This window comes from Leptospira yasudae (genome assembly GCF_003545925.1).
In the GTDB taxonomy this organism is placed as follows: domain Bacteria; phylum Spirochaetota; class Leptospiria; order Leptospirales; family Leptospiraceae; genus Leptospira; species Leptospira yasudae.
In genome coordinates this window covers 296,333-321,745 of sequence record NZ_QHCU01000002.1, presented here as the reverse complement: position 1 = coordinate 321,745, position 25,413 = coordinate 296,333, and the positions used below count along the sequence as shown (strand labels likewise).

General features: G+C 42.7%; 24 protein-coding genes and 1 pseudogene. 10 read left to right on the top strand and 15 right to left on the bottom strand.

Features of this window, described 5'->3' with window-relative positions:
* Positions 1-17 precede the first annotated feature (17 nt).
* The 5 genes from DLM76_RS06705 to DLM76_RS06680 form a co-directional block, all read right to left on the bottom strand.
* Positions 18-989: a M23 family metallopeptidase gene (locus DLM76_RS06705; protein WP_118954321.1), complete on the bottom strand. Its 972-nt coding sequence runs from the start codon at positions 987-989 to the stop codon at positions 18-20.
* Positions 990-1,033: 44 nt separating this feature from the next.
* Positions 1,034-2,419 carry a cytochrome P450 gene (locus DLM76_RS06700; protein ID WP_118964738.1) on the bottom strand — a complete coding sequence of 462 codons (1,386 nt, stop codon included), beginning with the start codon at positions 2,417-2,419 and terminating at the stop codon, positions 1,034-1,036.
* A gap of 220 nt (positions 2,420-2,639) precedes the next feature.
* Positions 2,640-3,005 (bottom strand): hypothetical protein, encoded by a 366-nt coding sequence (locus tag DLM76_RS06690; RefSeq protein ID WP_118954324.1) that lies wholly within the window; start codon positions 3,003-3,005, stop codon positions 2,640-2,642.
* A gap of 24 nt (positions 3,006-3,029) precedes the next feature.
* Positions 3,030-3,542 (bottom strand): RNA polymerase sigma factor, encoded by a 513-nt coding sequence (locus tag DLM76_RS06685; protein ID WP_118954325.1) that lies wholly within the window; start codon positions 3,540-3,542, stop codon positions 3,030-3,032.
* 7 nt (positions 3,543-3,549) lie between these two features.
* Positions 3,550-4,104 carry a Spy/CpxP family protein refolding chaperone gene (locus tag DLM76_RS06680; protein ID WP_118964949.1) on the bottom strand — a complete coding sequence of 185 codons (555 nt, stop codon included), beginning with the start codon at positions 4,102-4,104 and terminating at the stop codon, positions 3,550-3,552.
* 168 nt (positions 4,105-4,272) lie between these two features.
* Here DLM76_RS06680 and DLM76_RS06675 point away from each other — a divergent pair, with 168 nt between their 5' ends.
* Positions 4,273-4,962, top strand: a complete 690-nt coding sequence (locus DLM76_RS06675) for a SanA/YdcF family protein (protein ID WP_118954615.1) — start codon at positions 4,273-4,275, stop codon at positions 4,960-4,962.
* Between the two features lie 322 nt (positions 4,963-5,284).
* Here the strand turns inward: DLM76_RS06675 and DLM76_RS06670 are convergent, their stop codons facing one another.
* On the bottom strand, positions 5,285-6,247 hold the full coding sequence (locus tag DLM76_RS06670) for a GDP-mannose 4,6-dehydratase (RefSeq protein WP_118964736.1): 963 nt from the start codon (positions 6,245-6,247) through the stop codon (positions 5,285-5,287).
* A gap of 84 nt (positions 6,248-6,331) precedes the next feature.
* On the opposite strand from DLM76_RS06670, the gene DLM76_RS06665 reads away from it, so the two are divergent.
* Genes DLM76_RS06665 through DLM76_RS06650 form a run of 4 tightly spaced genes read left to right on the top strand, consistent with a single transcriptional unit; the run spans position 6,332 to position 10,797 of the window.
* Complete coding sequence (locus tag DLM76_RS06665) at positions 6,332-7,336, top strand: LIC_10202 family protein (RefSeq protein WP_118964735.1); 1,005 nt, start codon at positions 6,332-6,334, stop codon at positions 7,334-7,336.
* Positions 7,333-8,391, top strand: a complete 1,059-nt coding sequence (locus DLM76_RS06660) for a glycosyltransferase family 4 protein (RefSeq protein ID WP_118964734.1) — start codon at positions 7,333-7,335, stop codon at positions 8,389-8,391. The genes DLM76_RS06665 and DLM76_RS06660 overlap by 4 nt, the downstream gene beginning before the upstream one ends.
* Positions 8,388-9,437 carry a glycosyltransferase family 4 protein gene (locus DLM76_RS06655; RefSeq protein ID WP_118964733.1) on the top strand — a complete coding sequence of 350 codons (1,050 nt, stop codon included), beginning with the start codon at positions 8,388-8,390 and terminating at the stop codon, positions 9,435-9,437. The genes DLM76_RS06660 and DLM76_RS06655 overlap by 4 nt, the downstream gene beginning before the upstream one ends.
* The gene (locus tag DLM76_RS06650) at positions 9,421-10,797 is read left to right on the top strand and encodes a glycosyltransferase family 4 protein (protein ID WP_118964732.1); all 1,377 of its coding nucleotides are present in this window, start codon (positions 9,421-9,423) and stop codon (positions 10,795-10,797) included. The genes DLM76_RS06655 and DLM76_RS06650 overlap by 17 nt, the downstream gene beginning before the upstream one ends.
* Positions 10,798-10,970: 173 nt before the next feature.
* On the opposite strand, the gene DLM76_RS06640 is transcribed toward DLM76_RS06650, so the two are convergent.
* Both DLM76_RS06640 and DLM76_RS06635 read right to left on the bottom strand, forming a co-directional pair.
* The gene (locus tag DLM76_RS06640; protein WP_118954331.1) at positions 10,971-11,786 is read right to left on the bottom strand and encodes an inositol monophosphatase family protein; all 816 of its coding nucleotides are present in this window, start codon (positions 11,784-11,786) and stop codon (positions 10,971-10,973) included.
* The gene (locus DLM76_RS06635) at positions 11,783-12,097 is read right to left on the bottom strand and encodes a YkvA family protein (protein WP_118954617.1); all 315 of its coding nucleotides are present in this window, start codon (positions 12,095-12,097) and stop codon (positions 11,783-11,785) included. Before DLM76_RS06635 ends, DLM76_RS06640 begins: the two co-directional genes overlap by 4 nt.
* Before the next feature lie 75 nt (positions 12,098-12,172).
* Between DLM76_RS06635 and DLM76_RS06630 the strand changes: the two genes are divergently transcribed.
* The 4 genes from DLM76_RS06630 to DLM76_RS06615 all read left to right on the top strand — a co-directional run bounded on the left by DLM76_RS06630 (position 12,173) and on the right by DLM76_RS06615 (position 15,970).
* On the top strand, positions 12,173-13,048 hold the full coding sequence (locus tag DLM76_RS06630) for a 5'-methylthioadenosine/S-adenosylhomocysteine nucleosidase family protein (protein WP_118964948.1): 876 nt from the start codon (positions 12,173-12,175) through the stop codon (positions 13,046-13,048).
* Entirely contained in the window at positions 13,020-14,057 is a 1,038-nt protein-coding gene (locus DLM76_RS06625; protein WP_118964730.1) for an SPL family radical SAM protein, read from the top strand. Before DLM76_RS06630 ends, DLM76_RS06625 begins: the two co-directional genes overlap by 29 nt.
* Positions 14,054-14,812 (top strand): SDR family oxidoreductase, encoded by a 759-nt coding sequence (locus DLM76_RS06620; RefSeq protein ID WP_118964729.1) that lies wholly within the window; start codon positions 14,054-14,056, stop codon positions 14,810-14,812. The genes DLM76_RS06625 and DLM76_RS06620 overlap by 4 nt, the downstream gene beginning before the upstream one ends.
* Before the next feature lie 315 nt (positions 14,813-15,127).
* Entirely contained in the window at positions 15,128-15,970 is an 843-nt protein-coding gene (locus DLM76_RS06615) for a carbon-nitrogen family hydrolase (protein WP_118964728.1), read from the top strand.
* Here the strand turns inward: DLM76_RS06615 and DLM76_RS06610 are convergent.
* Positions 15,939-16,877: an RluA family pseudouridine synthase gene (locus DLM76_RS06610; RefSeq protein ID WP_118954336.1), complete on the bottom strand. Its 939-nt coding sequence runs from the start codon at positions 16,875-16,877 to the stop codon at positions 15,939-15,941. The two genes, DLM76_RS06615 and DLM76_RS06610, sit on opposite strands and share 32 nt — an antisense overlap.
* A gap of 137 nt (positions 16,878-17,014) precedes the next feature.
* On the opposite strand from DLM76_RS06610, the gene loa22 reads away from it, so the two are divergent.
* The gene (loa22, locus tag DLM76_RS06605) at positions 17,015-17,602 is read left to right on the top strand and encodes an OmpA family outer membrane lipoprotein Loa22 (protein ID WP_118954337.1); all 588 of its coding nucleotides are present in this window, start codon (positions 17,015-17,017) and stop codon (positions 17,600-17,602) included.
* 68 nt (positions 17,603-17,670) lie between these two features.
* On the opposite strand, the gene DLM76_RS06600 is transcribed toward loa22, so the two are convergent.
* The 6 genes and pseudogenes from DLM76_RS06600 to DLM76_RS06575 all read right to left on the bottom strand — a co-directional run bounded on the left by DLM76_RS06600 (position 17,671) and on the right by DLM76_RS06575 (position 25,380).
* Entirely contained in the window at positions 17,671-19,347 is a 1,677-nt protein-coding gene (locus tag DLM76_RS06600) for an LIC_10190 family membrane protein (RefSeq protein WP_118964727.1), read from the bottom strand.
* A gap of 394 nt (positions 19,348-19,741) precedes the next feature.
* Positions 19,742-21,250: a hypothetical protein gene (locus DLM76_RS06595; RefSeq protein WP_118964726.1), complete on the bottom strand. Its 1,509-nt coding sequence runs from the start codon at positions 21,248-21,250 to the stop codon at positions 19,742-19,744.
* A 3-nt stretch (positions 21,251-21,253) separates the two neighbouring features.
* Positions 21,254-21,964, bottom strand: coding sequence for a hypothetical protein (locus tag DLM76_RS21680; protein WP_118964725.1), 711 nt, complete (start codon positions 21,962-21,964; stop codon positions 21,254-21,256).
* Between the two features lie 257 nt (positions 21,965-22,221).
* A pseudogene (locus tag DLM76_RS06585) lies at positions 22,222-23,532 on the bottom strand (hypothetical protein); the annotation flags it as partial.
* A 59-nt stretch (positions 23,533-23,591) separates the two neighbouring features.
* A complete protein-coding gene (locus tag DLM76_RS06580) occupies positions 23,592-24,257 on the bottom strand; it encodes a hypothetical protein (RefSeq protein WP_118964723.1) in 666 nt (221 codons plus the stop codon).
* Positions 24,250-25,380, bottom strand: a complete 1,131-nt coding sequence (locus DLM76_RS06575; protein WP_118964722.1) for a baseplate J/gp47 family protein — start codon at positions 25,378-25,380, stop codon at positions 24,250-24,252. The genes DLM76_RS06580 and DLM76_RS06575 overlap by 8 nt, the downstream gene beginning before the upstream one ends.
* Positions 25,381-25,413: the final 33 nt, after the last annotated feature.

The window sequence follows — 25,413 nt, the reverse complement described above, 5'->3', positions numbered from 1 at the left end:
TCGAATCCGAATTGAAATCAATAAACGGGAACTTTGAGATATTCCATCGGATCGGTTCGATTGGACTCTCCGATCCAAACCTCGTAGTGTAAGTGAGGTCCGGTCACGTTTCCGGTGGAACCGACCGTTGCGATCAAATTTCCTTTGCGGATCTGTTGTCCGTCTCGTACGAAAATTTTCGTACAATGCCCGAACAAGGAAAAATAACCGTTCGCGTGTTGAATCACGATATGATTTCCGTATCCACGGTTGGAGTAGATCACACGATGAATTCTTCCGTTACCCGTCGCATAAATCGGAGTTCCCGGAACGTTCGCGAGATCGATCCCGTCGTGATACTCCATATAACCCGTGGTAGGCGAACGTCTCGTTCCGAAATAGGAAGTTAGGTTGTAGGAGTACAAAGGTTCTCCGAACGGGATCGCGTCCATCACGTCGTATCGAAGATTGAGAAAGTCGTAAACGCTGTCCATCAACGGACGATGTTTGTCCATGTAAACGCGAGCCGTACGATATCCGTAAATCTCGGAAAGATAACTTCTTCCCAACATGAGATCCTTATCGGCGGCTTCTTCCGTTTTTAATTCCGCCAAAGCGATCGTTTCGATATCGGATTCATCGGGAAGTTTCAACATCTCGTCCCCGTGTCCGTCGATAAGAGAGTAAATCTCCTCTAAATTCTCCGTAAGCGCAAGAAAATCGTCCTGCACTCCTTCCAATTGTTCGGAGTATTCGATGTATTCGTCGAAGTATTTCCCGTAAACTTGCGCGAGCGCGTTGATTTGTTTTCTTGTATTGTTGTATTTTACGATTCCGAAAACCGCGATTCCTAAAATAGAAACGAGAAGACCGAATAAAAAGACGATCGTAAAAACCGAAATTTGAAAATGAAATGATTTATCGAAACCGTGAGGGATAAGAAGGACGGTCAGTCGTTGATGACCCTTTTCCTTAACTTGATCTATGCGTTTGCGGATTTCTTTTTCCATGGGAATAGACTCCAAATAAAGAGTCTATTCCGGGGAAGTATAGGTCAAGTGGAAACCAAGTCCATTAGCATTCCGTGCTTCGGTCGCAATGTGACTAAAGGTTCCAATTCGACCTTATGACCGGGAACGGGCTTTAAATCGTATTTTCTTGCGATCATGCTCAGAATCAAAATCCCTTCCGTCATCGCGAATACGTTTCCGATGCACATTCTCGGACCGCCTCCGAACGGTATATAAGCGTATTTCGGACGGTCTTTCGAGTTTTCTTCTGAGAATCGTTCGGGCCAGAATTTTTCCGGCTCTTTCCAAAACCGTGGATCCCTGTGAATCGAATAGATGCAAATGGAAACGTTCGTTCCCACGGGAACATGATAACCGCCGACCGTGTCCGGACCGAGCGCGGAACGTTCGACAGTCCAAGCGGGAGGATACAATCGCATCGATTCCTCCAAAACCATTCTGGAATAAGTGAGTGACGCTACATCCTCCAATGCAGGAGTTCGATCGCCGAGAACGTTCTTCGCTTCTTCTTTGAGTTTGGAATAAATTTCGGGATGATTGGAAAGAAGATAAAACGCCCAAGTCAACGCGTTAGCCGTCGTTTCATGCCCGGCGAGCAAGAGCGTGATCGCTTCGTCACGGACTTGTTCGAGACTCATCTTTTCTCCGGTTTCTTCATCCTGGATTTCAAGAAGCATACTGATCAGATCATTGGAAGAATTCTTTCTTCTTTGATCGATGAGTTCGTAAATGACTTCGTCCATGGAACGTACGGAATTTAAAAGTCTTCGATTGCTCGGAAGAGGCCAATGTACCGGAGGAGGAAAGACCATCGTCAATCTTCTTGTAATCTCTTCCATCGCGGTTTCCACGTTCTTTGCGATGATTTCGGAGTATTCCTTAACGTCCGATCGAAAAAGCGTCTTACCGACGATCGCAAACGTAAGCCGCATCATCTCTTCGGAAAGATCGACTCTTAGTTTTCCGTTTTGTTCTTTCCCGTCCCATTCCCGAAACAGGTTGAGCGTTTCGTCCGCCATAATATGCGTAAATTCTGATATTCTTTGGCGGTGAAACGCGGGTTGAATGAGCCTTCTTTGTTTTTTCCAAAAATCCCCTTCCGAGGTCAAAAGACCTTTTCCCAAAACGCGTTTGAGTTCGCGATAGAACACGCTTTTATGATAATTGGAACTATTCTCCTGAAGAACGTGACGAACGTCCTCCGGACTTTGAATCATAAAGATTCTCGTTTTACGGATTCCGAATAGAACCACGTCTCCGTGTTTTTTTTTCATATCCTCGAAAAATCCGATGATGTCTTTCCGCATTCGATATAAATGTCGAAGCGCAAAGAATCCGTACGAACCCGGAGGCGATTTGTGTTTCTGAGGTTTTGAATCGGAGGGGCGACTGGAAGTTAACGCAAACATGGGCTTTCTCCAAGTTTTATTGTATTTCCGGAAAATCCGGATTCCAGCCGAGACACTTTACGACGACGGCCTTTGTAAAAAACGCCGCCTCTATTTTTTAAATGGAGAATTCAAAATTCTCGAATACGATTTCAATCCGTTCGGACGATTCGAAACGAAACGTCCTGTTATACAAGTTCCCGGTTCGAACGACAAAAGATCGTCGAACCGATTCATCATTTTATCTGCGATCTAAGGAAGCTTCGATCAAAGTGTCCACATCCAAAGAAACCGGTACGCCGGTTTGAGGCATTTCGGCTTCTTTATAAAAAACGTTGTGAACCTTGGATTCCGCTTCCGCAGTCGTTCCATAGATTTGTTCTTGAACCCAAGACTGAAGTTCGTTGCGTGCAATCGCAGGACCGCTGTTTTCAAAAAACGTCAGCCATACGAACGATGTGGAGAAGAATGCGGTTAAGAACGTGATAAACGCAAGTTGAATCATTCTCCAGCGGCGTCTTTTATATACAGCGTCGCAGATTTTGGAACTCCAGACCTTGCTGCAAAGTCTGTCCGAAATTTCTTTTTCGAATCCGTTCGATTTCATGCCGAATAAATCCTATCTCTCACTCTATTTATTATCTACGAAAATCTTTTTCAGCATTTGTTTTCCGCGAAACGCCCGAGACTTTACGGTTCCTTCGGGAATACTCAGCTTTTCGGCGATCTGCTGTTCTTTGTATCCTTCGCCGACAAGACTCAACACAGATTTATACTTCCATGGAAGCATAGCTAAAAGATCTTTCAATTCAAAATCGGTGAAGCTGGCCGAAGCAGCCTCTTTTTCTTGAATGGAATTATCCAGGATCACTTTTTCTTTCAACTTGCTTGCAAGCGCGGTTTGTCTGGATCTCTTTTGATTCATTCTCAGAGATTCGTTTCTTGCAATCGTATAAAGCCAAGTGCTTACGGAAGAATCTCCGCGAAACTTGTTCGCTGAAAGACTTTTATACGCGCGGAAATACGTTTCCTGCACGACGTCGTCGATGGAATCGTGAAATTCCTCGAATAAATTCTTCTTAATTGCCGAAAGTACGATATGTTTTGTCGAATCGATCAATTCGGTAAATTCTTTTTGGTCCATTGGTACCTCAGTGTAAGATTCCTTGTATAGGAAGGATGATTCTCTCCGGAGAAAAAAGATTCACGGGGAATCCGGGCTCCGGTGGAGCGGAAGGTTCTTTGATTTTGGATTTTTGATCCTGAGTTAATACTTTTTCGATAGCAAGACGATGCGAGATTTGATTGATACGGATCTCCGCCGTATATTTTCCGATCTCTACGAGAAGCTTGCGGATCTTCGTTAAATCCACGTTAGGTTCCATCAAAAGCCCCTCGAGTTCTATCTCGATGGGAGAAATTTTTTGGAGCCAACGAAAGTGTTCTTGTTTGTGCTTCTCGTTGATTTTGGAAATTTCATCCAATTGTTTTTCGGAAAGAGCGAATCGTTCTCTGACAGTATCCACGTTTCCGAAAACGAGACCGAAACTTCTCAGCTGACGCATCGGTGCAAGTTGTTTGACGGGGGGAGGATTGGAATCGGTACCGGAACGAAGTCCTATGGTGAGTTCCTGAGAAAAAGTCACCGCCGGCGCCAAGAAGCAACCGGCGACAGTAATTCTGAGAAATGAATTCAGGAGATTCATGAGGTATTTGCTCATTCGATAAGACCCGTGGCTCAATGGTTTGTTTCCTATTTAGAAAATTTTTCCCCGTTCCGATCCGTTGAAAAGAAAAAAAGGGATTCTCCCTTGAATTCCCGCCGGTTAGCCTATCCAAATATATTCCTGATTTTGACGAATTCGGACGGAACGTTGAACCTAAACTTCTTCAAAAAATCGAAATTTTATACCGGGGCGCTTTTGATTCTCGCCCTCTTAATCGCGGCTCCGATCGCAATCGATTTCAGCTTCGAAGAATTGTATCTTCATACCGAAAAATATCAGAATCATCGATCCGCGAGACCGGCGACTGTTGCCGTCGTTCCGGGCGCGTCCGTTTATAAAAACGAACCTTCCGCCGTTTTAAAAGATCGTTTGGATTGCGCTTTGGAATTGTATCATCAAGGGAAGGTAAGAAAGATTCTTCTTTCGGGAGACAACGGTTCGATTTATTACAACGAAGTGAAACCGATGTTGCTCTACATTCTGAAGAATCAAGTGAATGAAAGAGACATATTCGTCGATCATGCGGGGTTTCGAACCTTGGACACTTTGGTTCGTGCGAAAGAAATTTTTCAAGTCAAGGATTTGATCTTTGTGAGTCAGAGAATCTATCAACCTCGGGCCGCGTTTTTGGCGAATAAGATCGGTTTGAAATTTCAAGCGTTCGAATCCGATCGTAGAATTTATACGAGCGGTCCGTTCAGCAGATTCCGGGAATTTTTTGCGCGGACCTTGGCGTGGGTCGATATGAATTTGTTTAAAACGAATCCGAAATATTTAGGCGATCCGTTTCCGATCGAAGGAAGCGGAATCAAAACTTGGAAAGGTTCGGCGCTTTAGAGTTTCCTGATATTCGATGATTTGTCGGAGTTACGACAAATCGCAGGAAAGAATAGTCGTTGCAGGAATTATAATTTTCTGATAGAGGGGAATTTGTCCGGATTTTCCCACCGCCACACCCCCCACCCAAAATCAGGGCGGGGCCCGCAAAGTTTTACAAAAGAGTTGTCGGAGTTACTACGCGCACCTTGCTTCCTAAAATACGATCCGTAGAGAGCGTTTTACTGAGTTCGGGCGCTCATCTTGCTATGCAAGAACCAAATGCAACGCTCTGCTGCATTTGCTTATCTCGCTTCCTAAAACGCGATCCGTAGAGAGCGTTTTACTGAGTTCGGGCGCTCGATACCCATTGATACACGTCTCGAATCGTGTCCGTTAAACCGAAGGCCGGTTTCCATCCGAGTGTTTGAAGTTTACCGTTATCCCCGGACAAACGTTTCATCTCCGCTGGACGAAATCGGGAAGAATCCACTACGACCGGAATTTTTTTTCCCGATTCGGAAATGATCCGATCCAAGACGTCTCGAATCACGACTTCCTGACCGGAACAGATATTATAAATTTCTCCGGGCTTTCCCTTCTCCGCGAGAATCCGATACGCACGCACGACGTCTCGCACATCCAAAAAATCCCTCGTAGAGGAAAGGTCGCCGACTAAGATTTTTCTTTCTGCTTCCGGCTTTTTCAAAGCTTCCAAGACCTGAGAACAAAAATTAGGAATCACGAAATTCAGACTTTGTTTAGGACCGGTGTGATTGAACGGTCTCGCGATCACGACTTCGAGTTCCGGAATCCATCGATGATACTGTAGGCAATAAATTTCTGCACAAGACTTGGAGGAAGAATACGGATTCAATGGCGCGGGTAAGATCGATTCTTGCACCGGTAGGCAGGATTCGGCAACATTTCCGTAAACATCGGAAGACGAGATGTAAACGAAGCGAACTTTCTTTTTTAAGGAACGCAGCGATTCCAAGATATTCAACGTTCCGTGAACGTTGATCTCCAACGTTTCACCCGGATCTTCCACGGCTCTCGGAACGAAGGGCTGAGCCGCCAAATGAAAAACCGCATCCGGTGAAAAGTCATGAATGATGGAACGGACTTGTTCCGGATTTCGTATGTCGCAAACGGAAGAGCGATACGATCTTGGAAGAGCAAGATCCGCTTCTATGTCCGGCCCGGGTTGAATTCCGATGCCTAAAAATTCGGTATAGGATTCTTTCAGTTCCTTCAGCAGGTAACCGCCTACGAACCCCGCCGCTCCCGTTATCAAACACTTCATAGAATTCTTGGTTTTCCGTAAAAATACTGTTGTTTTAGAAAATGAATAAAAAACAATCGAATAAAATTCTCTCCCCTTTTGAGCATGGAAGATAAATTTCAGGAACTATTCGAAATCAGAGATTCTCGGATCAACGTCCGCGAAATTATGGAAGAGATCGAATCCAAGCTCAAAAAAAATCCTTCCACAAAAGAAGACATAGAGAAACTCACTCATTGGAAATTTTCCCCTCCGAGTCCGGAAGGATATCGGGATTTTGATCCGGCTGAAATCGCGCATCTTTTTGAAAAAGGAATCGCACCTCCTAAATTCTCCAACCCGAAACTTTGGTTCGTACGCGGACCTCTCAAATGGCTTTTGATCCGATTCGCGGAATTCTATTCTTTCCTGGATAAAAAACTTTCGGAAAATAGAACACGAGCATTTTACAGCGTATTGCACGAACTCATTTTGATCCGTTCCGAAAATCAAAATCTGAAACGGAAGATGGAATCCTTCTATTCCGAATTCTTAGAATGGAATCAAGCGATCGGAAAGGAAGTTCGACCCGAATTCCTTTGGGCCAACGAAAACCTTTACTCGGAAGGGTTTGTCGAAGAGAGCGAAAACTTTCTTTTGGAATCGATCGACCCTTCCGAAAAAGTTTTAGTGTTATCACCGGGTTGGGGAAAGATCCTAAAGCAGCTTTTAAAACTCGGATCACAATTCGATTCGGTCACCTGGAACCAAAGTTGCGAAGAATTCATCCGCGGTTCGATCACTACGAACATTCAGCTTCTAGAACCCGGAGCGATTCCGAAAGATTGTTCCGTATATTCCAAAATTATAATATCTGAAAATTTATCCATCCATCCGCATTGGCTGATCGAAAAAGCTCTTCGTTCGCTGAGCCTCGGGGTCGCCTCGGGCACGGAGATTCGATTCCGTTTTTCCAACGAAAATTCGAATTACCCTTCTCCGTTTTTGCCGTTGCGGCTTACGAAAATCCAAGAGCCTTTGATTCGGGATTATCTCAAACAACTCGGTTTTAGAAACATCATAGAAAAAAAATCGGAAGACGGGTTTACCGTCCTCTCGTTTCGAAAATGAAAGTCTATCAACACGTCACCGAGTTTCGGGACGGGGACGGAATCGGAAACGATATCAAAGGAATTCACACGGTTTTAGAAAAGATCGGCGTTCCCAATTCCATCGTATGTCTGAAAAATTTCTCGAAAGAAACGTTTCCGGTCGAAACGCATCCTACCGTTTCCCGATTCTCCAAAAACGATATTCATATTTTAAATTACGGCGGTTGCGGTTATCCTCTCGATTGGTTTCGGAATTTACCGGGAAAAAAAATAGTTCGTTATCAGAGTTTTACGCCCGCAATCTACTTTAAGAATTTCGTAAGTTCCGAAATCTATAACACGCTCCAACTCGAAGAAAAACGGTCTCTCTTGGAACTGTATTCCCTCAAAAACGAAACCGATTTGTTTTTACCTTCTTCGCCATTCAACGCAAATTTTCTGCAATCTTTGGGAATCACGAACACTCTGGTTCTTCCGATCGTCCGCAAATATTCGATCCGCGATAAAAGCATAAAGGACAAACGGGAATTTACGATCGGCTTTATCGGAAGAATTTCTCCGAACAAAAAAATGGAAGACCTTTTGAGAATGCTCGAATCGATTTTGAAGTTCAGGCAAAACGTGCAGCTTTTGATCTGCGGAAGCGTTCCGAAGGTATTCGAAGAATATTATATTTTTCTAAAAAAGATCATTCTCCAGAAGCGTCTGATGGGGAATGTCCAAATCCGTTTGAACGCCAACGACGCGGAAATGGAAACCTTTTTGAACTCGATGGATTTATACGTTTGCATGAGCGAGCATGAAGGATTCAACATTCCCGTTCTGGAAGCGTTCGGTGCAGGCATTCCGGTAATTTCATATCACGCAGGCGCGACCCCGGAAACGATGAAAACCGGCGGCATTTTGTTCAAAGACAAATCGACTTTGGCTATGGATCTGCTCGGGGGACTTGTGGACAATCTTCTCGAAAAGAAAACGCTCCGTGAGCGAATTTCGGAAAACGAAAAGGAGATCATCGGACAATACAATTCCTTCCCGTTCGAAACGCTTTTTCAAGAGAAGGTTCTCGCATGAGACAGGTCCAACAGTTTTCCGCGGGTTTTAATCCGGGCGACGCGATCAGCAACGAGATGCAGGAGATCCGCAACTACTTAAAGGATTTGGAATATAAAGGAGACATTTATTCCGAAAACATCGGTGCGGCGAAATTTCCGTTCGTAAAAAAATACAAAACATACAGCAAATCCTCGAAGGACATCCTGTTTTATCATCATTCGATTCATTCGGGTGTTTTTGAATTTTTGAGAACCTTCCGTTCTCCGAGAATTCTCATTTATCATAATGTGACTCCGCATCATTTCTTCGAATCGTACGATCTCAAGATGAGTTATCTTTTGAAAAAGGGTCGGGAAGAATTGAGAGAAATGAAGGATAGATTCGATCTCGTCTTTGCAGTCTCCAAATTCAATCAGCAGGAATTGGAAGAATTAGGTTTTCAGAATGTGCAGATTCTTCCGATCACGTATCAGTTGTCCGAAAACTTTTCCAAGGTCGCGAAAACGGAATCGGAAATCAAAAAAATTCTTTTTGTGGGTAGAATCACACCGAACAAAAGGCAAGACGATTTGATTCGCCTCGCTTACGCGTATAAGTCGATGATCGGGAATAAGTTTCAATTTTATCTTGCAGGTTTTAGTTCGAGAGAATTGTATCTGTATCGCGAAGAGCTGGAACGCATGTTGGATTTTTACGATCTTCGTCAAAACGTTTTAATCACCGGTTTTCTTTCCGATTCAGAACTCAACAATCTTTATCAAGAAGCGGACGCTTTCGTTTCGATGAGCGAGCACGAAGGCTTTTGTGTTCCTTTGATAGAAGCGATGGTTCATAGAATTCCGATCCTCGCGTATTCCGGAGGCGCGGTTCCCGAAACGTTGAACGGAGCCGGAGTTCTGTTTAGCGAAAAAAAATTTCCCGATCTCGCAATCTTATTGGATAAGATCTTAACCGATGTTTCTTTTAGAAACCGGATTCTGACCAACCAAGATGTTCGTTTGGAAGAATTCAAAAAAACGGATTCCAAGGCCGTCCTCAGGAAAACGATTGAAGCCCTCTCTTAAAAAAATCGCGGTCGTATCTCCGATCTTTTCGGACAAGGTTTCCGGAGGATCGGAAAAACTCATCTTTCAGTTCGTGGAACTTCTTGCGTCCGAATTCGAAATCACGGTCTTAACGACTCGCAGCTTGGATTATATCACTTGGAAAAATTCGATTTCGATTCAAGGAAAGAATTTTTTTCAAGAAACAAGCAACTCCTCCAAACCGATTTTGATCGAAGAAAGAAATTCTTCCTTAGGCGGCAAATATACCGTTCTGCAATTTACCGTTGAAAAACAAAGAAACATCGATAAGTTCAACAAACTCTCGAAAAAGATTTTGGAGGAACCTTCTCTTCAGAATAAGGAGAATGTTCAATATTGGCTTGAAGAACAAGGTCCTTACATTCCCGAGCTGATTCAATTCATAGAATCGAGAAAGAGCGAGTTCGACGTTTTTTTCTTCGTAAGTTATCTGTATTATCCTTTGGTTTTCGGGGCTCCCTTAGTTGCAGAAAAGTCGATCGTCATTCCTACGTTCCATGACGAAGCTCCTGCATATCTTCCGGTATATAAGGAAGTTCTAACGGATCAGAGTTCATATTCGTTTAACACTCCGGAAGAATTGGAAGTGTTTCAAAACATTCTCGGATTCAAACCGAGTATCTATTCAATTACGGGAATGAACCTCGATCTAAGTCGTTATACGGACAAAGCAAAATCGAATCTTCTCGAACGATCCGGAATCTCCGGATCGAATGCAATCGTATCCAAAGACAAAGAACAAGTCCGTACCAAAGCCGTTTCCAAAAAGGAAGAATCACCGACCTCCGAAAAGGTCCCGTTCCTTCTCTACGTGGGCCGCGTGGATCAGGGAAAAGGTTTTTTGGAAATGGCGGAATGGTTCGCGGAATGGAAAAAGAACACGGAACTTCCGCACAAACTCAAGATCGTAGGAAAAATCGCTTCCAAAATTCCGAATCGTATTTTAGAAAATCAGAATATAGAATTTCTAGGTTTTGTGGAAGAACAAATCAAACTCGACCTTCTGGAAAGCTGCGTTTGTCTGATTAATTCCTCCCCGTTGGAAAGTTTTTCGATCGTTTTGATGGAAGCTTGGTTGAAAGGAAAGCCGGTTTTGGTAAATGGAAAATCGGATGTTCTAAAAGGTCATTGCCTTCGAAGCAACGGCGGTCTTTTTTATTCCGATCAAAAGAGCTTTTTTGCGACCTTGGATTACATTCTAAATCATCCCGATGAATCGATGATCCTCGGTAAAAACGGCAAGAAATACGTGGAGCTGAACTTCAACGCCGATACGGTAAAAGAAAAGTTACTTCGATTGATCGAAAAGACGATTCAGAAAAAATACGTCGGGCTTTGAAATCACGATAACTCAGCAAATCGCTTCCTAAACTCAGTGTCTCACTCCCTAAGGGTCGTTCGGCAGGGTCGCGATAACTCAGCAAATCGCTTCCTAAACTCAGTGTCTCACTCCCTAAGGGTCGTTCGGCAGGGTCGCGATAACTCAGCAAATCGCTTCCTAAGGGTCGCGATTTATGTAGGAATTCTCAGATATTCCTGCATTCCTTCCATCATCTTTTCGTGAAGTAGAGTGTTGCTTGCAACAACGTTCGGAATGTACGGAGTAAACGTATTTCCGTCATACGTGGACATTTTTCCACCGGCTTCGGTAAGAATCACGGAAGGAGCCGCCATGTCCCAAGGCTTCAAACCTTCTTCCCAAAAAGCGTCGAACCTTCCTTCCGCGACCCAACAAAGATCCAAACCGGCTGCGCCCGTTCTTCGAACCCCTCTCGTCTTCAACAAAAAGTTTCTGTAGTAAAACATCAATCGATCGATTTTCTTTTCGCGGTCGTATGGAAATCCCGTCGAAAGCAAGGATTGTTTCAGTTCCTTCGTTTTAGAAACGGAAATCTTTTTTTGATTTTTATAGGCTCCGTGATTTTTTCGAGCATGATAGATTTCGTTCATACCCGGAAGAGGAACGATTCCCATTACGACTTCTCCGCTTTCCTGATTTTCCAATCCGATGCAAGCACAGTACAACGGAAGTCTGTGAGAATAATTTACGGTTCCGTCCAAAGGATCGATGATCCATTTAAAAATCGAACTTCCTTTTTTGTCCGTTCCTTCTTCGCCGAGAATACTGTCGGTCGGGAACATTCGATCGATCTCGGAAATGATTCTTTCTTCCGAACCCTTGTCCGCTTTTGTAACGAGATCAATCTCTCCTTTGTAACCGATATCGAGATCGTTTTCTTCCTGAGTGGACGCTAAAAATTCCATGACCTTCGGAACGAAGTTCAGGAAATGTTCGTATCTGATTTTGATTTCGTTGTCTAAGCTCATTCGTTCTCCAGAAATTTTCTCGCCTTCTCTCTATGTTCTTCGCGGATCGCGGACTGAACACTTGCCAGTACGGCCGCAATCACTCCCGCGTCATCCAGAAATCCCGCACCGGGAATAAAATCCGGAACCGCATCCAACGGAGAAATAAAATACGCCAACGCACCTGCAATCACGAGTTTCGTTTTTAAGGGGGTTTCCGGATCCATCATGGAATAATAAAGCGCGATCAGATCCTCCGTAAACGGAATCTTGGAGACGACCGATTTCAGCTTCGGCCAAAATTCTCTTTTTACCTTTTCGATCAAATCCATGAAAGACTCCTTTTCTTTCGTTTCGATGATTTCTCTCTTGTCCCAGATTCTATGTTCCGGTATCAAGAAAGAAAGATGATTTTTATTTCCGTCGCGCTTTTCCCGGAAGCAAAACCTTGGATCGAAACTCTGGGTTTGAAAACACTTCGGGACCAAACACCATTTCCGGTCTATCAAAACGAGGATTATACTCTCGTCGTTTCCGGAATGGGAAAAATTTATTCCGCTATGTCCGTCGCATTTTTATTAAACGAATTCAAAACTTCGATCGGAGAATCTTCCTGGATCTTAAATCTGGGAATCTGCGGCGCCCCGAAGCCGTTGTTCGAAATCGGAGAATCTTTTTTGATCCATAAGATCACCGATCAAGGATCGGGAAAAAGCGTTTATCCCGATATTCTTTTTCGACATTCCGTCTCGGAATCCTCCTTGATTACCGCGGATCGACCGGTTTTTGAAAACGAGACGAAGGAACTCCCGAACACGTTAGTCGATATGGAAGCGTTCGGTTTTTTCCAGGCCGCGCGGAAATTCTTCACCGGCGACAAAATCAGGATCGTAAAAACGGTTTCCGATCATTTTACGAAATTTGAATCTTCGGAAGGAATATCCGCAACGGATCGAATTTCGAAATTGATCGCGGAATCGATCCCTAAGGTTCAAACGATTCTTTCCATTCCGGTTTCCGCAAGCGGAGAAGTCCGCTTACAACCGGAAGAGAATTTCGCATTCAACGAAATGAGCGACATGCTTCGTTTATCCGAAACCGAAGCGATTCAGTTGAAAGATTGGATGATCGGATATAAAATTAGAACCGGTAATTCCTGCGAACCGGGACTTGCATTTTTAAAAAACACGAACGGGATTTTCGATGCAGACCAAACGCAGGTCAAAACGAGAGAAGAAGGAAAGAAGGGACTGAATGCGCTCCGAAAATTTTATCAGTTCTAAACGATTCTCTCATATCTATGTGGAAGAATCCGCAAAGAATCACCGGAGGACGTCGGAAATTCTTTCCAAGTTTCCCGATTCGAACGTGATCCTCATCGATTCTTACAAAGAAGTGTTCAACCCTTCCGCACAGAATTTTCAGGCCCAAAAAAGAAGTCCGAAACTGATTCTGGCAAAACGCAAGGAACAGTTTTTATATTCCGGATCGGGAGTGGCGCCGGACTTCGGTTATCAATTCTTTTATTACAACGCGCTCGTGTTGAATTGTCTTTATAACTGTTCCTATTGTTATCTTCAGGGAATGTATTCTTCCGCGAATTTAGTCGTCTTCGTAAACAACGAGGAATACATACAAGAAACGAAGGAACAGCTCAAACTTTCCAAACCGTTGTATCTCTGTATTTCGTACGATACCGATCTATTAGCGCTCGAAAACACATTAGGATATTGTAAAGAATGGATTGCGTTCGCAGAAACGGAACCGAATCTGATCGTGGAAATCCGAACCAAAAGCGCCAACTTCAAATCCATCGCCGATCTAAAACCTTCTCCCAACGTCATTCTTGCTTGGACGCTTTCCCCGGATTTTGTCGTCGCCGAACACGAACCATTGACTCCGAGACTTTCGTCCCGTCTGAAAAATATCAAAGAAGCGTTGAATGCTGGCTGGCAAGTGAGACTTTGTCTGGACCCGATCTTAAACGTTCCCCATTGGCGCGAAATCTATCCTGATTTCGTTCGAAAGATCTTTGCGGAAATCCCCGGAGAGAAACTGAGAGAAGTCAGTTTGGGCGTATTTCGGATGAACTCGGATTACTTTAAGAATTCTAAAAAGAGAAGACCGGATTCTTATCTATTCTATCTTCCGATGGATAATCACGCCGGAGTAAAATCCTATCCGGAAGAATTGGAAAGGGAAATGTTTTCGATCGTCGAAAAAGAATTGGAATCCTTTGTTGTTCGGGAAAAAATTCACAGACTGGTTGCAAGCGAGATGGAATCGAAATGAAAACCGAAAAACCGCCAAACGGCTCTTTGGCGATCGTAACCGGTTCTTCCAAAGGAATCGGAAAATCGATCTGCGAATTTCTAATCGATAAAAGTTACAGAGTCGTCGGAATCGCGAGAACGGAACCCGACTCTTCCCTTTTGAAAGAATCGAAGCTTTATCGTCATTTGACGCTGGATCTTTCCGATACAAAAAAAATCGAATTCGAATTATTGAATGTTTTAAAAGAGGAACCGCCTCTGAAAATTCTGGTGAACAACGCTGGTCTGGGAAACTTCTCTCCCCACGAAGAGATTCCGTTTCGGGAATTGGAGGAGATGCTCCTCGTAAATTTCGTTTCCCCGATTTTGATCACCAAACTGCTCTTACGCGACTTAAAAAAAAATCAAGGATGGATTTTTCAGATCCATTCCATCGCCGCGATGAAAGAATCCGTGCGCGGCGCCGCCTACGCCGGAACCAAGGCCGGGCTTCGTCATTTCGGATTAAATTTATTCGAGGAAATCCGCAAGGCGGGAGTCAAATTGATCAGCATCAATCCGGATATTGCGGACACGGATTTTTACGATCGTTTGGACTTCGAGAAGGACGAAGATCCGAATTCTTACTTGAACGTTTCGGAAATTCTGAGTGCGTTCGAATATACGCTTTCGGGCCCGGAAAATTTAGGTTTTACGGAAATCACGATTCGTCCTAAGTTTCATAAGGTTGCCAAGAAACCGTTTATTCGGAAGAATGAAAATAGGTCTTTGTAGTCGCAATAAAGGAACGATATTAAAATACTACGCAGCCACTCACTTTGTTCGTTGAACTCAGCGCCGCGCTTTCACGCGGCAGGGATGGAGGCGGAGTCAATAAATTGCCTCCGATCAAAGACGAAGTTTTTCGAACCGACTTTGCAATTTATTGACTGGAGCCGAGAGCCCGGTTTCGGAGAAACAAACTCGAGTCAATTTTCAGAATCCGATGGAACGATATACGATCGAAAAATTTTTCTCCGAAAGCCGCCCCGAAAACCTATTTCGAAACGGTCTTATGATTAAGACGATTTTATTCGGGAGAAGAATCCTTTGAAGCCAGGTGAACTCAACGTCGCTCTTGTACAATGCGATCTTTCTTGGGAAAACCAAGACGCGAACTACGAACACGTACGAAAGCTGATCCATTCTACGCTTGAAAATAATAAAAATGAAAATCCGGATTTGATTCTTCTTCCTGAAACGTTCGCGACCGGATTTACGATGAGATCGAAAAGAATCGCGGAACCGAACGAGGGACCCACCGAGACGTTTTTAAAAGAAATCGCCGAGTCTACCAATTCCTATGTCTGCGCGGGCTGGATTCAAAAGAATCCAGAAGGTAAACCGTTCAACACGGTCAGCGTGGTCGGTCCAAGCGGAGAAATCGTATTACGTTATTCTAAAATTCATCCGTTTACGTTCGGAGGAGAAGATCGTCACTACAGCTCAGGTTCCGAAATCGTAAGCTACGACCTGAACAGTTTCAGAATCACTCCGTTTATCTGTTATGACATTCGTTTCCCGGAAATCTTCCGCAGGGTCGCCGGAGATACGGACATTTTTACCGTTCACGCAAATTGGCCGATTCCTAGAATTCACCATTGGGAATTGATTTTGAAAACGAGAGCGATCGAAAACCAGGCCTACGTTTTCGGCGTGAATCGAATCGGAATCGCGGGTTACAACAAAAGCGTTCATCACAACGGTCATTCTCTCGCAATTTCGCCTAACGGAGAATTTACCGATGCAGGGGAAGAAGTCGAAACGATTCTTTTTTACAAGGCTCAAAAGAAAACGATTCTAGATTACAGAGAACATTTCCCGGTATTACCGGACCGAAAGGATCAAAGCAAAATTCGATTTAGAATAGCGGAGCATTCTTCTCAAACCTGAGAAACCGTTCGGTCAAGGGCAGATCGGCTTCGATCTTTTCTCCCGTAAACGGATCTTTGAATTTGAGACGATAGGAGATAAGCTGCAATCCGTAGGATTCGTACTGAGAACCCGATCTTGAGTACAACAAGTCCCCGACGATCGGACATCTTTGACTTTGAAAGTGAATCCGAATCTGGTGCGTACGTCCGGTCTCCAATCCGATATCCACGAAACTGAATTTTCTTCCCGAACGCGAATTGATGTATTTTAGAACTTTGTAATGAGTTATCGACCTTCTTCCTTTGGGAGAAATCGTCATCTTCAACCGCTCGACCGGATGTCTTGCGATCGGAAGGTCTATGGTTCCCTCTTCTTCCGGAGGATGTCCTTGGACCCAAGCATAGTATTTCTTTTCGATTTCTCTCTTTCGGAAAAGCTCGGAAAGTTTTCCGTGGGCCCGATCGTTTTTTGCGATAAGAATCAATCCTTCCGTAGGCTTGTCCAAACGGTGTACGATCCCAGGACGCGCTTCTCCTCCTGCCTTGGACAATTCCTTAAAGTGATAGAGCAGTCCGTTTACCAAACTAGGAGAACGATCTCCCGGCCCGCTGTGACTCGCGATTCCCGGAGGTTTATGAATGATGAGAAAATTCTCCCTTTCTAAAATTACGGGCAACGCCATCGGGATGGGTTCGAGGTTGAGAGGAGGTCTTGGAGGAATGGATAGGAAATACTGTTCGCCGGTTTTGACCTTCCAGGAACTTTTATCGTGAATTTTTTGATCTTGATTGCGGACATAGCCGGACTCGATCCATTTTTGGATGGATGCACGGGATACTTCGTCCCCAAAAGAAAATTTCAGGAACCGATCCAATCGATTTCCTGAGAATTCTTCCGCGACCTCTGCTTTTAGTTCTAAGTTCATTGAAATTGAGAAAAGGATTCCAGATTTTTACTTCACGCGTTTTTAGCACTCTAAAAAAACAGTTTCCATTTTCCTTCCTAAGCCTTATTATGACACACTGAAACCAATACCCCTTAGATCTAAGGAAGGAAAGACACATGGTCAAAAAGATTTTGAATCTGATTCTGCTCGGTGCAATTGCATTTTCATTCACTCTTTGCTCCTCCGCTGAAAAAAAAGAGGAATCTGCCGCTCCTGAGCCGTCTCAACAAGAGCAAGGCGCAGCAGCCAACAGAAGCGTTGATGCTAATTCTCCGGAAGCAATCGCAGACTCTCTGAACGAAAAACTGAAAGAATTCAGATATCCGGACGGTTTAACTCGTCCAGGGTTCAGCTACAAAAAAGCGGACGTGAACGCGGGAGATTTCAGCGAGTGGTCTAAAGTAAATGCTCCAGTGATCAAAGAAGGTCTTGGAAAACTTCCTGACAGCTACGCTCTCGAAATCACAGGACACACCGATGCGATCGGTCCTGAACAAGCTGAAGGAGACAAAAAAGGAAATATCTTTTACTCCGAACTTCGCGCAAACGCAGTTAAACAAGCTCTGATTAAACAAGGAATTCCTGCAAACCGTATCGTTACAAAAGGCGCCGGTTCTTCCGAGCCTGTTTCCGGTTTGGATGCAAAAGACGCTAAAAACAGAAGAGTTACCTTCCGTTTCGCGACTTCCGCTCCACAACAGTAATTCAATCAATCAGAAATCTGATTCAAAAGGGGCGATGAGAAATCATCGCCTTTTTTATTTGTGTGTTATCAATTTCGAACACTCTTAAATCCTGATTGTAGAGTAAAACCCCTTAAAGTAAAAGAATAATCAGTATAGGGCATACATGGAATCTTATGATCGAAACATCGATCTCCTTCTACAGGGATGAAAAATTCTAAATGCTTGATTTTAATTATTTTGAATTCCAAATTCTGAGGAACTTCGATTTTTCTAGGAAGAAGCAGAAGAGTATAATTTTCTGCAATGAATCGCTTAGATCGAGCATAAACTTTTCCCTTCATTAGCAAACTGAAAGTTAAAATTAAGAATAAAACCACAATACCTTTTGATAAGTATTTCGGTACACGTATCCAAAGAAAATCGATCTTAAAGTTTAAATAAAAGAGAGGTGAAATGGCTGCGATGGTAAGAAATGCTCTTCCAAATCTTAAATCGGGAGCTATGCAAATCCAAAACATCACACCAACCCAAGAAACAAAAAGAATTACAGAAGTCTGAAAATCTAATTTTATTTTTTTGAAAAAATTAAGAATGAAGGCAAACAAAGGAAAACAAATCGCCGCAGAAAAAAGAAATCGATAGAATGTAGTTATCTTTTTCCACCAAATTGGAAACCATTCTTGTAAATTCATTTGAGAAGCTTCATAATACCCCTCTCCTGGATTTCTCGCCCAACCCGTTATTGCTGATTTTTCTGAAATCACTTCCCCTATGGGAAGCTTCCAGTCAAAATTGAAAAGGTCGAGCGATGGAAAGGGATAAATCAAATAACCAGTTAATATCAAATTGCGAATCAGCCAAGGTAAAAGAATTAAAGTTACGCTCGATGATATCCAAAATAACTTACCTCTTTCTTTTCTAAAATTGACGATCAAAATGAGAACCAATAAAAAAAGAGGAATCGTTGCCAGTTTAACACTGATTGTATACGTGGATAAGATAATAGTCGGAATGTAATCTTTCAAATTCAAATCTGCGTTGATGCTCGTATTTCGCGGCAGGTTCGTCAAAATATATAAAGGAAATACTATTGAAATAAGATCAGGAGTTGGTGATGAAACATCGGTAATCTGATCCAAGATTGCGACGAATACGATTAGATTTAGGAGGAATAAGTTCGTAAATCCTTCTTGTTTCAAAATTTCACGAATCTTAGATATATAATGTAATACTAATACTGAATAAATAGTGAAGTTAACGGAGAATATTTCCTGATTAAAAATATTCATTAAGGAAGTAAGCGCAAAAACCGTAAATACATTCGGATTAAAACCAATTCGCCCATGAATATGGGCAAGGCCCGGCACGGCGGAATATTCTTCGATCCATTTTATAGACTGAATGTGATAGAGTCCTGAATCATACGCTAAAGGGGGATTTAGGGAGAAAATTAATGCGATCAAGATAATAGGAGCTGCAAGAATAATTACGAAAATTTTATGAACTGGACCGTTTGTCGGCGACTTTAATCTTTCCTTTGAAAAATATAAGATGATAGAACCGAATACCAAAAAAATAAGCAATACCGATCCGGAAATCGGAAAGAATAACGATAAAAAAGACACGAATGTGTTTGTTACGGCGAGACCAATAAAAATTCTATCGGTAAATTGAATTTTTATTTTCGTAATTTTTTCGACTACGGTTCCAAAAGATATAAATAAATACAAAGATAATGTGCTGGAAATTAAAATGGCGAGCATATTGAAATAATGTTTTGTTTCCGATAGAACAGGTGCGATTAAAACTAATAAGTTCGTTTGAAGAACACAAACTTAATTCGATTTTTTCGTTCCGAAAAACTATTCAGTTTCTTTTCTATAATAGGTTGTCAATAGAAAGCAAATAAAATAAGCCTAGTGTAGTAAACACAATTATTATCCGAATGTAAAATCGGAAATCAAAAACAATTCATTTGTTGCAGTATGAATCATAAAAAACTTGAAATCTGCAATATACTTATCTTAAAAGCAAACGCTTTTATTAGGATGTTTTACTCGATAAAAATCAGTAATGCTAATCGATAAAACTTCCCGAAAGGGAAACCAATTTTAGCGAACTATGCAAACAAATATGTTTACATAGCTCACACTTTATTTACAGAACCCTTTTTGCAAACACATAGGGAAACGCGGAAAGTCCGCGAGCATCTGTTGTTTTTCCCGTGCGAGGGGTTCCGTTGGTTCCGTCTGTGATAGGATTCAATACTGTTACTGGTCCTTGTCCAATTAGAGAAGTACCGGGCCCGGAATATCCATCTGGATGTATCAGATCTGCTGAAATACCTGTAACTGAATGCCAGTGCCCCTGAAATCGATCTCGTCTTCTCAAACCACCGATCCATTCACTGTCGGAATCCATCACAGAAACGAATCCTCTTCCCTGCATTGCAAAGTGCCTCACTTGATTCGTGACGGTCGTTCCAGCCGCATCCGGTAATCTATGTTTGTAAAATCGTAACTTTACCCCGGAAAGAGATCCACTAGAATTGGCGGCAGTGCAGGTAAAACTGATCGTCCTACTTGAGGTTGATAAAGCTGAGATGGCCAAAGTTGCATTTGCGGGCACTCCGCCAATCGTTTGGAGAAGAGTTCCTGTTATCCAATTCGTAAAAGAACCGTGGACTAAATTTTCTTCCGCCAGAGCATTGATCATTTTTTGACAAGGCGTCGTATTCGCAAAAGTAATCGTTAACACGTTACTCGCAATTGTATAGCTAATCGCATCAAAATCAGTCACATTTGCACCAAGAGGATCGTAACGAAGCGGTTTATTCAACCAATAAGAAACTAAATCCGGCATTCCCCCTGTTCCTGTTGCATTGATAACTTGATCAGCGGAAGCCAAACAAAATGCAGGAAAATCGCTGGAAGGACTTCGCAGTTCATCCATCCAAAACATCTCTCCTAAATATTTCTTCTCTTGTTTAAAAATTGTATCCATAAAATTCTTAAGAACAAGATAAACTTGGTTGATCGCTTTTACGAATTTAAGTGGATTATTTATATCAGGGTTAATTCCAGTTATAATATCCAAATGTAGATCAGTAACCAAACCGGTCTTTACCAAAGATGCTTGTTTTTCTTCCGAGACTTCGTTGTTTTGAATCCGGTTTCCTTTGAGTCCGCGATAAACGCGGAGATCGTTTCCTAAAGTTACAACTCCGGAAGAATTGGTAGAAATTGCCCGGAGTGCAACATCTCCGACAACAAGAGCACCTTGTCGCGCCAGGATCTCGTAAGAGTTGTCTTTCCAAATAACCGGACCGTCATTGGGAAGATTCAGCGGGTTAGTATATTCAGTTTCTTGAAACTTATGACGAACTACAATCGTGCAAGAAGAATTATTTGGAACTTGGATTTCCGCCGTAGGCGGGATTTCAATCCGCTTGCCGCTTTCGTCGTAAGCAACTAGTAAATCAGTCAAATCAACTCTATTTGCTGCAGAACCGATTGCTATATTTCCACCACGATCGATTCCGGCTCCAAAAGCGTCGAAATCCCGATTGATAATTTCCTGACTTTTTGATTCTTGCTCTTTCTTCCAATCTTCTGGAAAAACTCTTTTGCCAACTGTAGGAAACTCTATTCCCGATAATTTATCCATAATTTACTCCTGAAAAGCAGGAAAATCGATCTTTATCGATTCCAATTCTTGATAAAGAACGCTAACATTCGTCTTTGCATTGCTTTCGATTTGAAAAATCAGTTTCCGTTTAATTCTTTTGCATATTCCGCAGAAAAATTCATATCGATTCGATTTATTCAAAATGGAATTTGCAAGTTCCGTAATATCCTCATCCTCTTGACTTTTAGATTCACTAACGAGAGCCACAAGAGAAGATTTGAGATTCTCCTTTTCGAGAGAGTTTGCCGAAATCCATTGTCTCGCCTGAGGAACCAAAATCGGCCAAGAAAAAGGTTCAGACTTTGGATATTTAGAAAAAATTTGGTCCATCGCTTCATCGAATTTGAAATAAATCTCGGCAATCTTCTTTTGTTTATACGCTGATATCGTTAAAATTCCGGCTTGAAGAAGTTCTAAATTCGTTTTTGGAACAAGTCGTTCGTTTTCAATTTTCTGATCTTCCGGGATGGAGATTAAACCACGATCCGCTTTTTCCGAAAGGGAAAGCGCTTTTAACTCGCCATCTTCGAACCGATAACCTTCCGGTGGAAAAGAGGATCCTTTATAAATTTTTCTTTTCTTTATTTCAGGCTGATCTCTGTTAAAAAGCTCCACTTCCAACTCGATCGATTGGGATAATAGTGCAGGATATTCCTCCAATATTTCGGAAGAATAAATATATATTTTTTCCATATCTCTCCTTGGTAAAAGAAGCGATTGAGTAGTTTAAAAGTAACTTGCTATGTATAGTTTAATTTTCATAAAACTCGTTTGACAAATATATAAGGATATGATGATAAACCACGGGAATCGGTTGTATTACCAATTCGTGGTACACCATATGATCCGTAGGTGACAGGAACTCCACAAGATTTATCAACGCCCGTGAAACCCCAAGCAGTAGTACCAGCCATTGCAATCGCACCCATATCAAACTGTCCCTTAACTGTGTGCCCTTGAAATCGATCCCTTCTTCTTAAACCTCCGATCCATTCAGAATCAGTATCCATCACAGAGACAAAACCTCGTCCTTGAACCGCAAAATGCCGAACCTGATTGGTCACCGTAGTTCCTGGTGTAATATCAGGAAGACGATGTTTGTAAAATCGAACCCTCACACCCGAAAGAGAACCGCTTGAATTAGCAGCAGCACAGCTAAAACTGATCGTTCTGCTTGCAGAAGAAAGAGCGGAAATCGATAATGTTGCGTTAGCCGGAATCCCTCCGATTGTTTGCAGAATCGTTCCAGTCATCCAATTTGTAAAGGAACCGCCTTGAACAAGATTATCTTCCACAAGAGCATCAATTATCTTTTGACATGCAGCATTATTCGCGAACGTCACCGTTAACACATTGCTGACAATCGCATAGCTGATCGCATCAAAATCGGTGATATTTGCTGCAAGAGGGTCGTAGCGAAGTGGTTTATTCAACCAATACGGAACGAGATCGGGCATTCCTCCTGTCCCGGTCGCATTGATGACTTGATCTGCAGAGGCCAAACAGAACGCAGGAAAATCCGTGGAAGGAGATCTAAGATCGTCCATCCAAAACATCTCCCCTAAGAATTTTCTTTCCTGCTTGAAAGTAACTTCCGCAAAATTCTTTGAATAAAGATACGCTTGATTGATTCCTTTTACGAATTTCAAAGGATTGTTCGCATCAGGATTGATGCCTGCGATCAAATCCGCGTGCAAGTCCGTAACTTGACCGGTTTTAACCGAAGATGATTGTTTTTCTTCGGAAATTTGTTCATCCTTGATATTGTTTGCAGATACCCCTCTCCAGATTCTAAGATCCGCACCAAGCGTAACAACCCCGGAAGAATTCGAAGAAACAGATCGCAATGGAATGTCACCGGTAGCGAGAGATCCTTGTCTTGCGAAAATTTCATACGAGTTGTCTCTCCAAAGATTCGGACCGTCACTGGGAAGATTGGAAGGACTATCATACTGAGATTCCAGAAATGTATGCCGAACCACAAGCGTGGATGTCGCATTATTAGGAATGGGAATTCCCGATAAAGGAGAGACTTCAACGCGTTTTCCTTCATTGTCATATGCGATCAAAGTATCAATCAGATCCACACGATTGGATCCTGAACCGACTACGATTGTTCCTCCGCTATGAATTCCCCACCCTACAAGATCGAGGTCACGATTAACCACTTCTTGCGATTTGGATTCTTGTTCTTTTCTCCAGTCTTCGGGAAAAACACGCTTCCCGACGTTTGGAAAGATAATGCCGGATAATTTATCCATAAGTGCTCCTATCCGGAGCGATCGAGTAGGGACGGATATTTATTCCGCTTTTTATATATTTAATAAATCGAATATTCTCGTATTCTCTCGGCTCTTCGAGAATGCATTTTTCCCGTCAAAGTTCCGCCCATTACGAACGGTTCGAAAGGACCTTGATCTTCCCAAAATTCGCAGACGTTTCCGCCTATGTTGACGTTTTCCATCGACTGAACCAAACTGTTGCGATTGAAAGAATCGGCGAGCTTGGGAAATAAAAATCGATATCGAAACAACATATATTTCCGCGACATCATTCTTTGATCGGGGGCGCCCCCCATTACAAAACAATCTTTCGTTTCTTCGGCTTCGTAAATCTTAGAATACCGAATCGCTTCCGGATTCAAGCCGGTAGAGAATTGAACTACTTGTCGTTTCGAAGAAACCGACGCGATCGACATCTTAAATAGCTTTGCCAGTAAAAGTCTATTCCTATAGGACTCGTCCGTTTCTCCAGGGAGTTTTTGAATCTTATATCTTGCTCCCCAAAGAATCAGACCGAAACCGTCGCTCGTCTCAAGCCACATTTGACGATATAACCAATTCAATCTCACGGCCCTTTCGTTCAAAACGGAAAGGATCGATTTTAGAATTCGATAAAAAAGACTCGAGTTTCCCAGCTTTCGAATTAGATTTCTTTGATTCTTCCAAACGTAAGAATCAAAATCGAAATTAAACTTATCAGACATAGACCGCACCGATCACTTGAAATCCCGGGCCCGCGTTGGCCAACGAGCCTGCTGGTACATCAACGTTTCCTAATGGATTAAATTCCACATCGATACAATTCGGAAGAGATTGGTACAAAGCCTTTAACTGGGCATCCACAAAGTCCTGACCTTCGGAAAGAGAAAGAAAGTATTCATCCTTGATCTGATCCAAAACCACCTGACTCGGAATCGTATCCGACGAAGAAAATTTTACCGTAACCGTTTTGTTGATCAGGGTTTCCGAAATATTATCCACTATAACGTGGGCCACCCCTCCCGGATCGTTTTCTTCCGAGTTGAAATGATCCCCAACTTGAATCAACTGCGCGCTTGTCAACGGACCAACCGTACCCTGTAAAAGAACTTTCACTTCTCCGTCGGTCTTCAATGTTTTTGCACTTTTAAAGATGGCGCGTTTTACGAAGGAGAATGTTTCCGCTTCTCCAATATACCAAGCTGGAGTCCACTTGGAAGAAACGCCTTCCGCATTTTGCAAACGAGCTCTTACGGAAGTTCTGGTTTCCCGATATTGTCCTTGTTGAACGGGACTGATCTCGATGTTCGAAACATAATCGATACCATCCGGTGGATTTTCAATCGTATTGATCGAACCGGACACCACGTTTCCGATCGGACCATCAATCGTACATTGAACAAGAGCCTCTATCGTAAATTTTCCCTGAGCGTCGGCTGCGACTCCGGCGGGCAATACCAAGGATTCTTGCAGAAAAAAACGGACTCTTTGATCCTCATTGCCCGCAGTAGTTACGATCAATGATTGCGGGATTTGCCGATCGACAACAGACTGAACGGAAGATCCTATTCTCACTTTAATGATCGATGGAAGCGCGGGTTTCCATTGCATTCCCCTTCGGATTAAATGTTCGTGAAGAGCATCGTCTTCCGCGGTATGCGGATGAATCGCTTTCTGAACGGATACAAGATCGGTATCGATGAATAAAAATACCGCATTCGATACCGCTCTCAAAATTGAAAACGTTTTCGAAGTCGGACTAAACGTATGATTCTTAAATACTCCGGAAGCCTTTACGCTTTGAAGATGATCCGCAAGAACTTGTTCTTTCGTTATGTTTAAATTCATTTCCTACCTCCTTAAAAATATATTTCGTTTTCA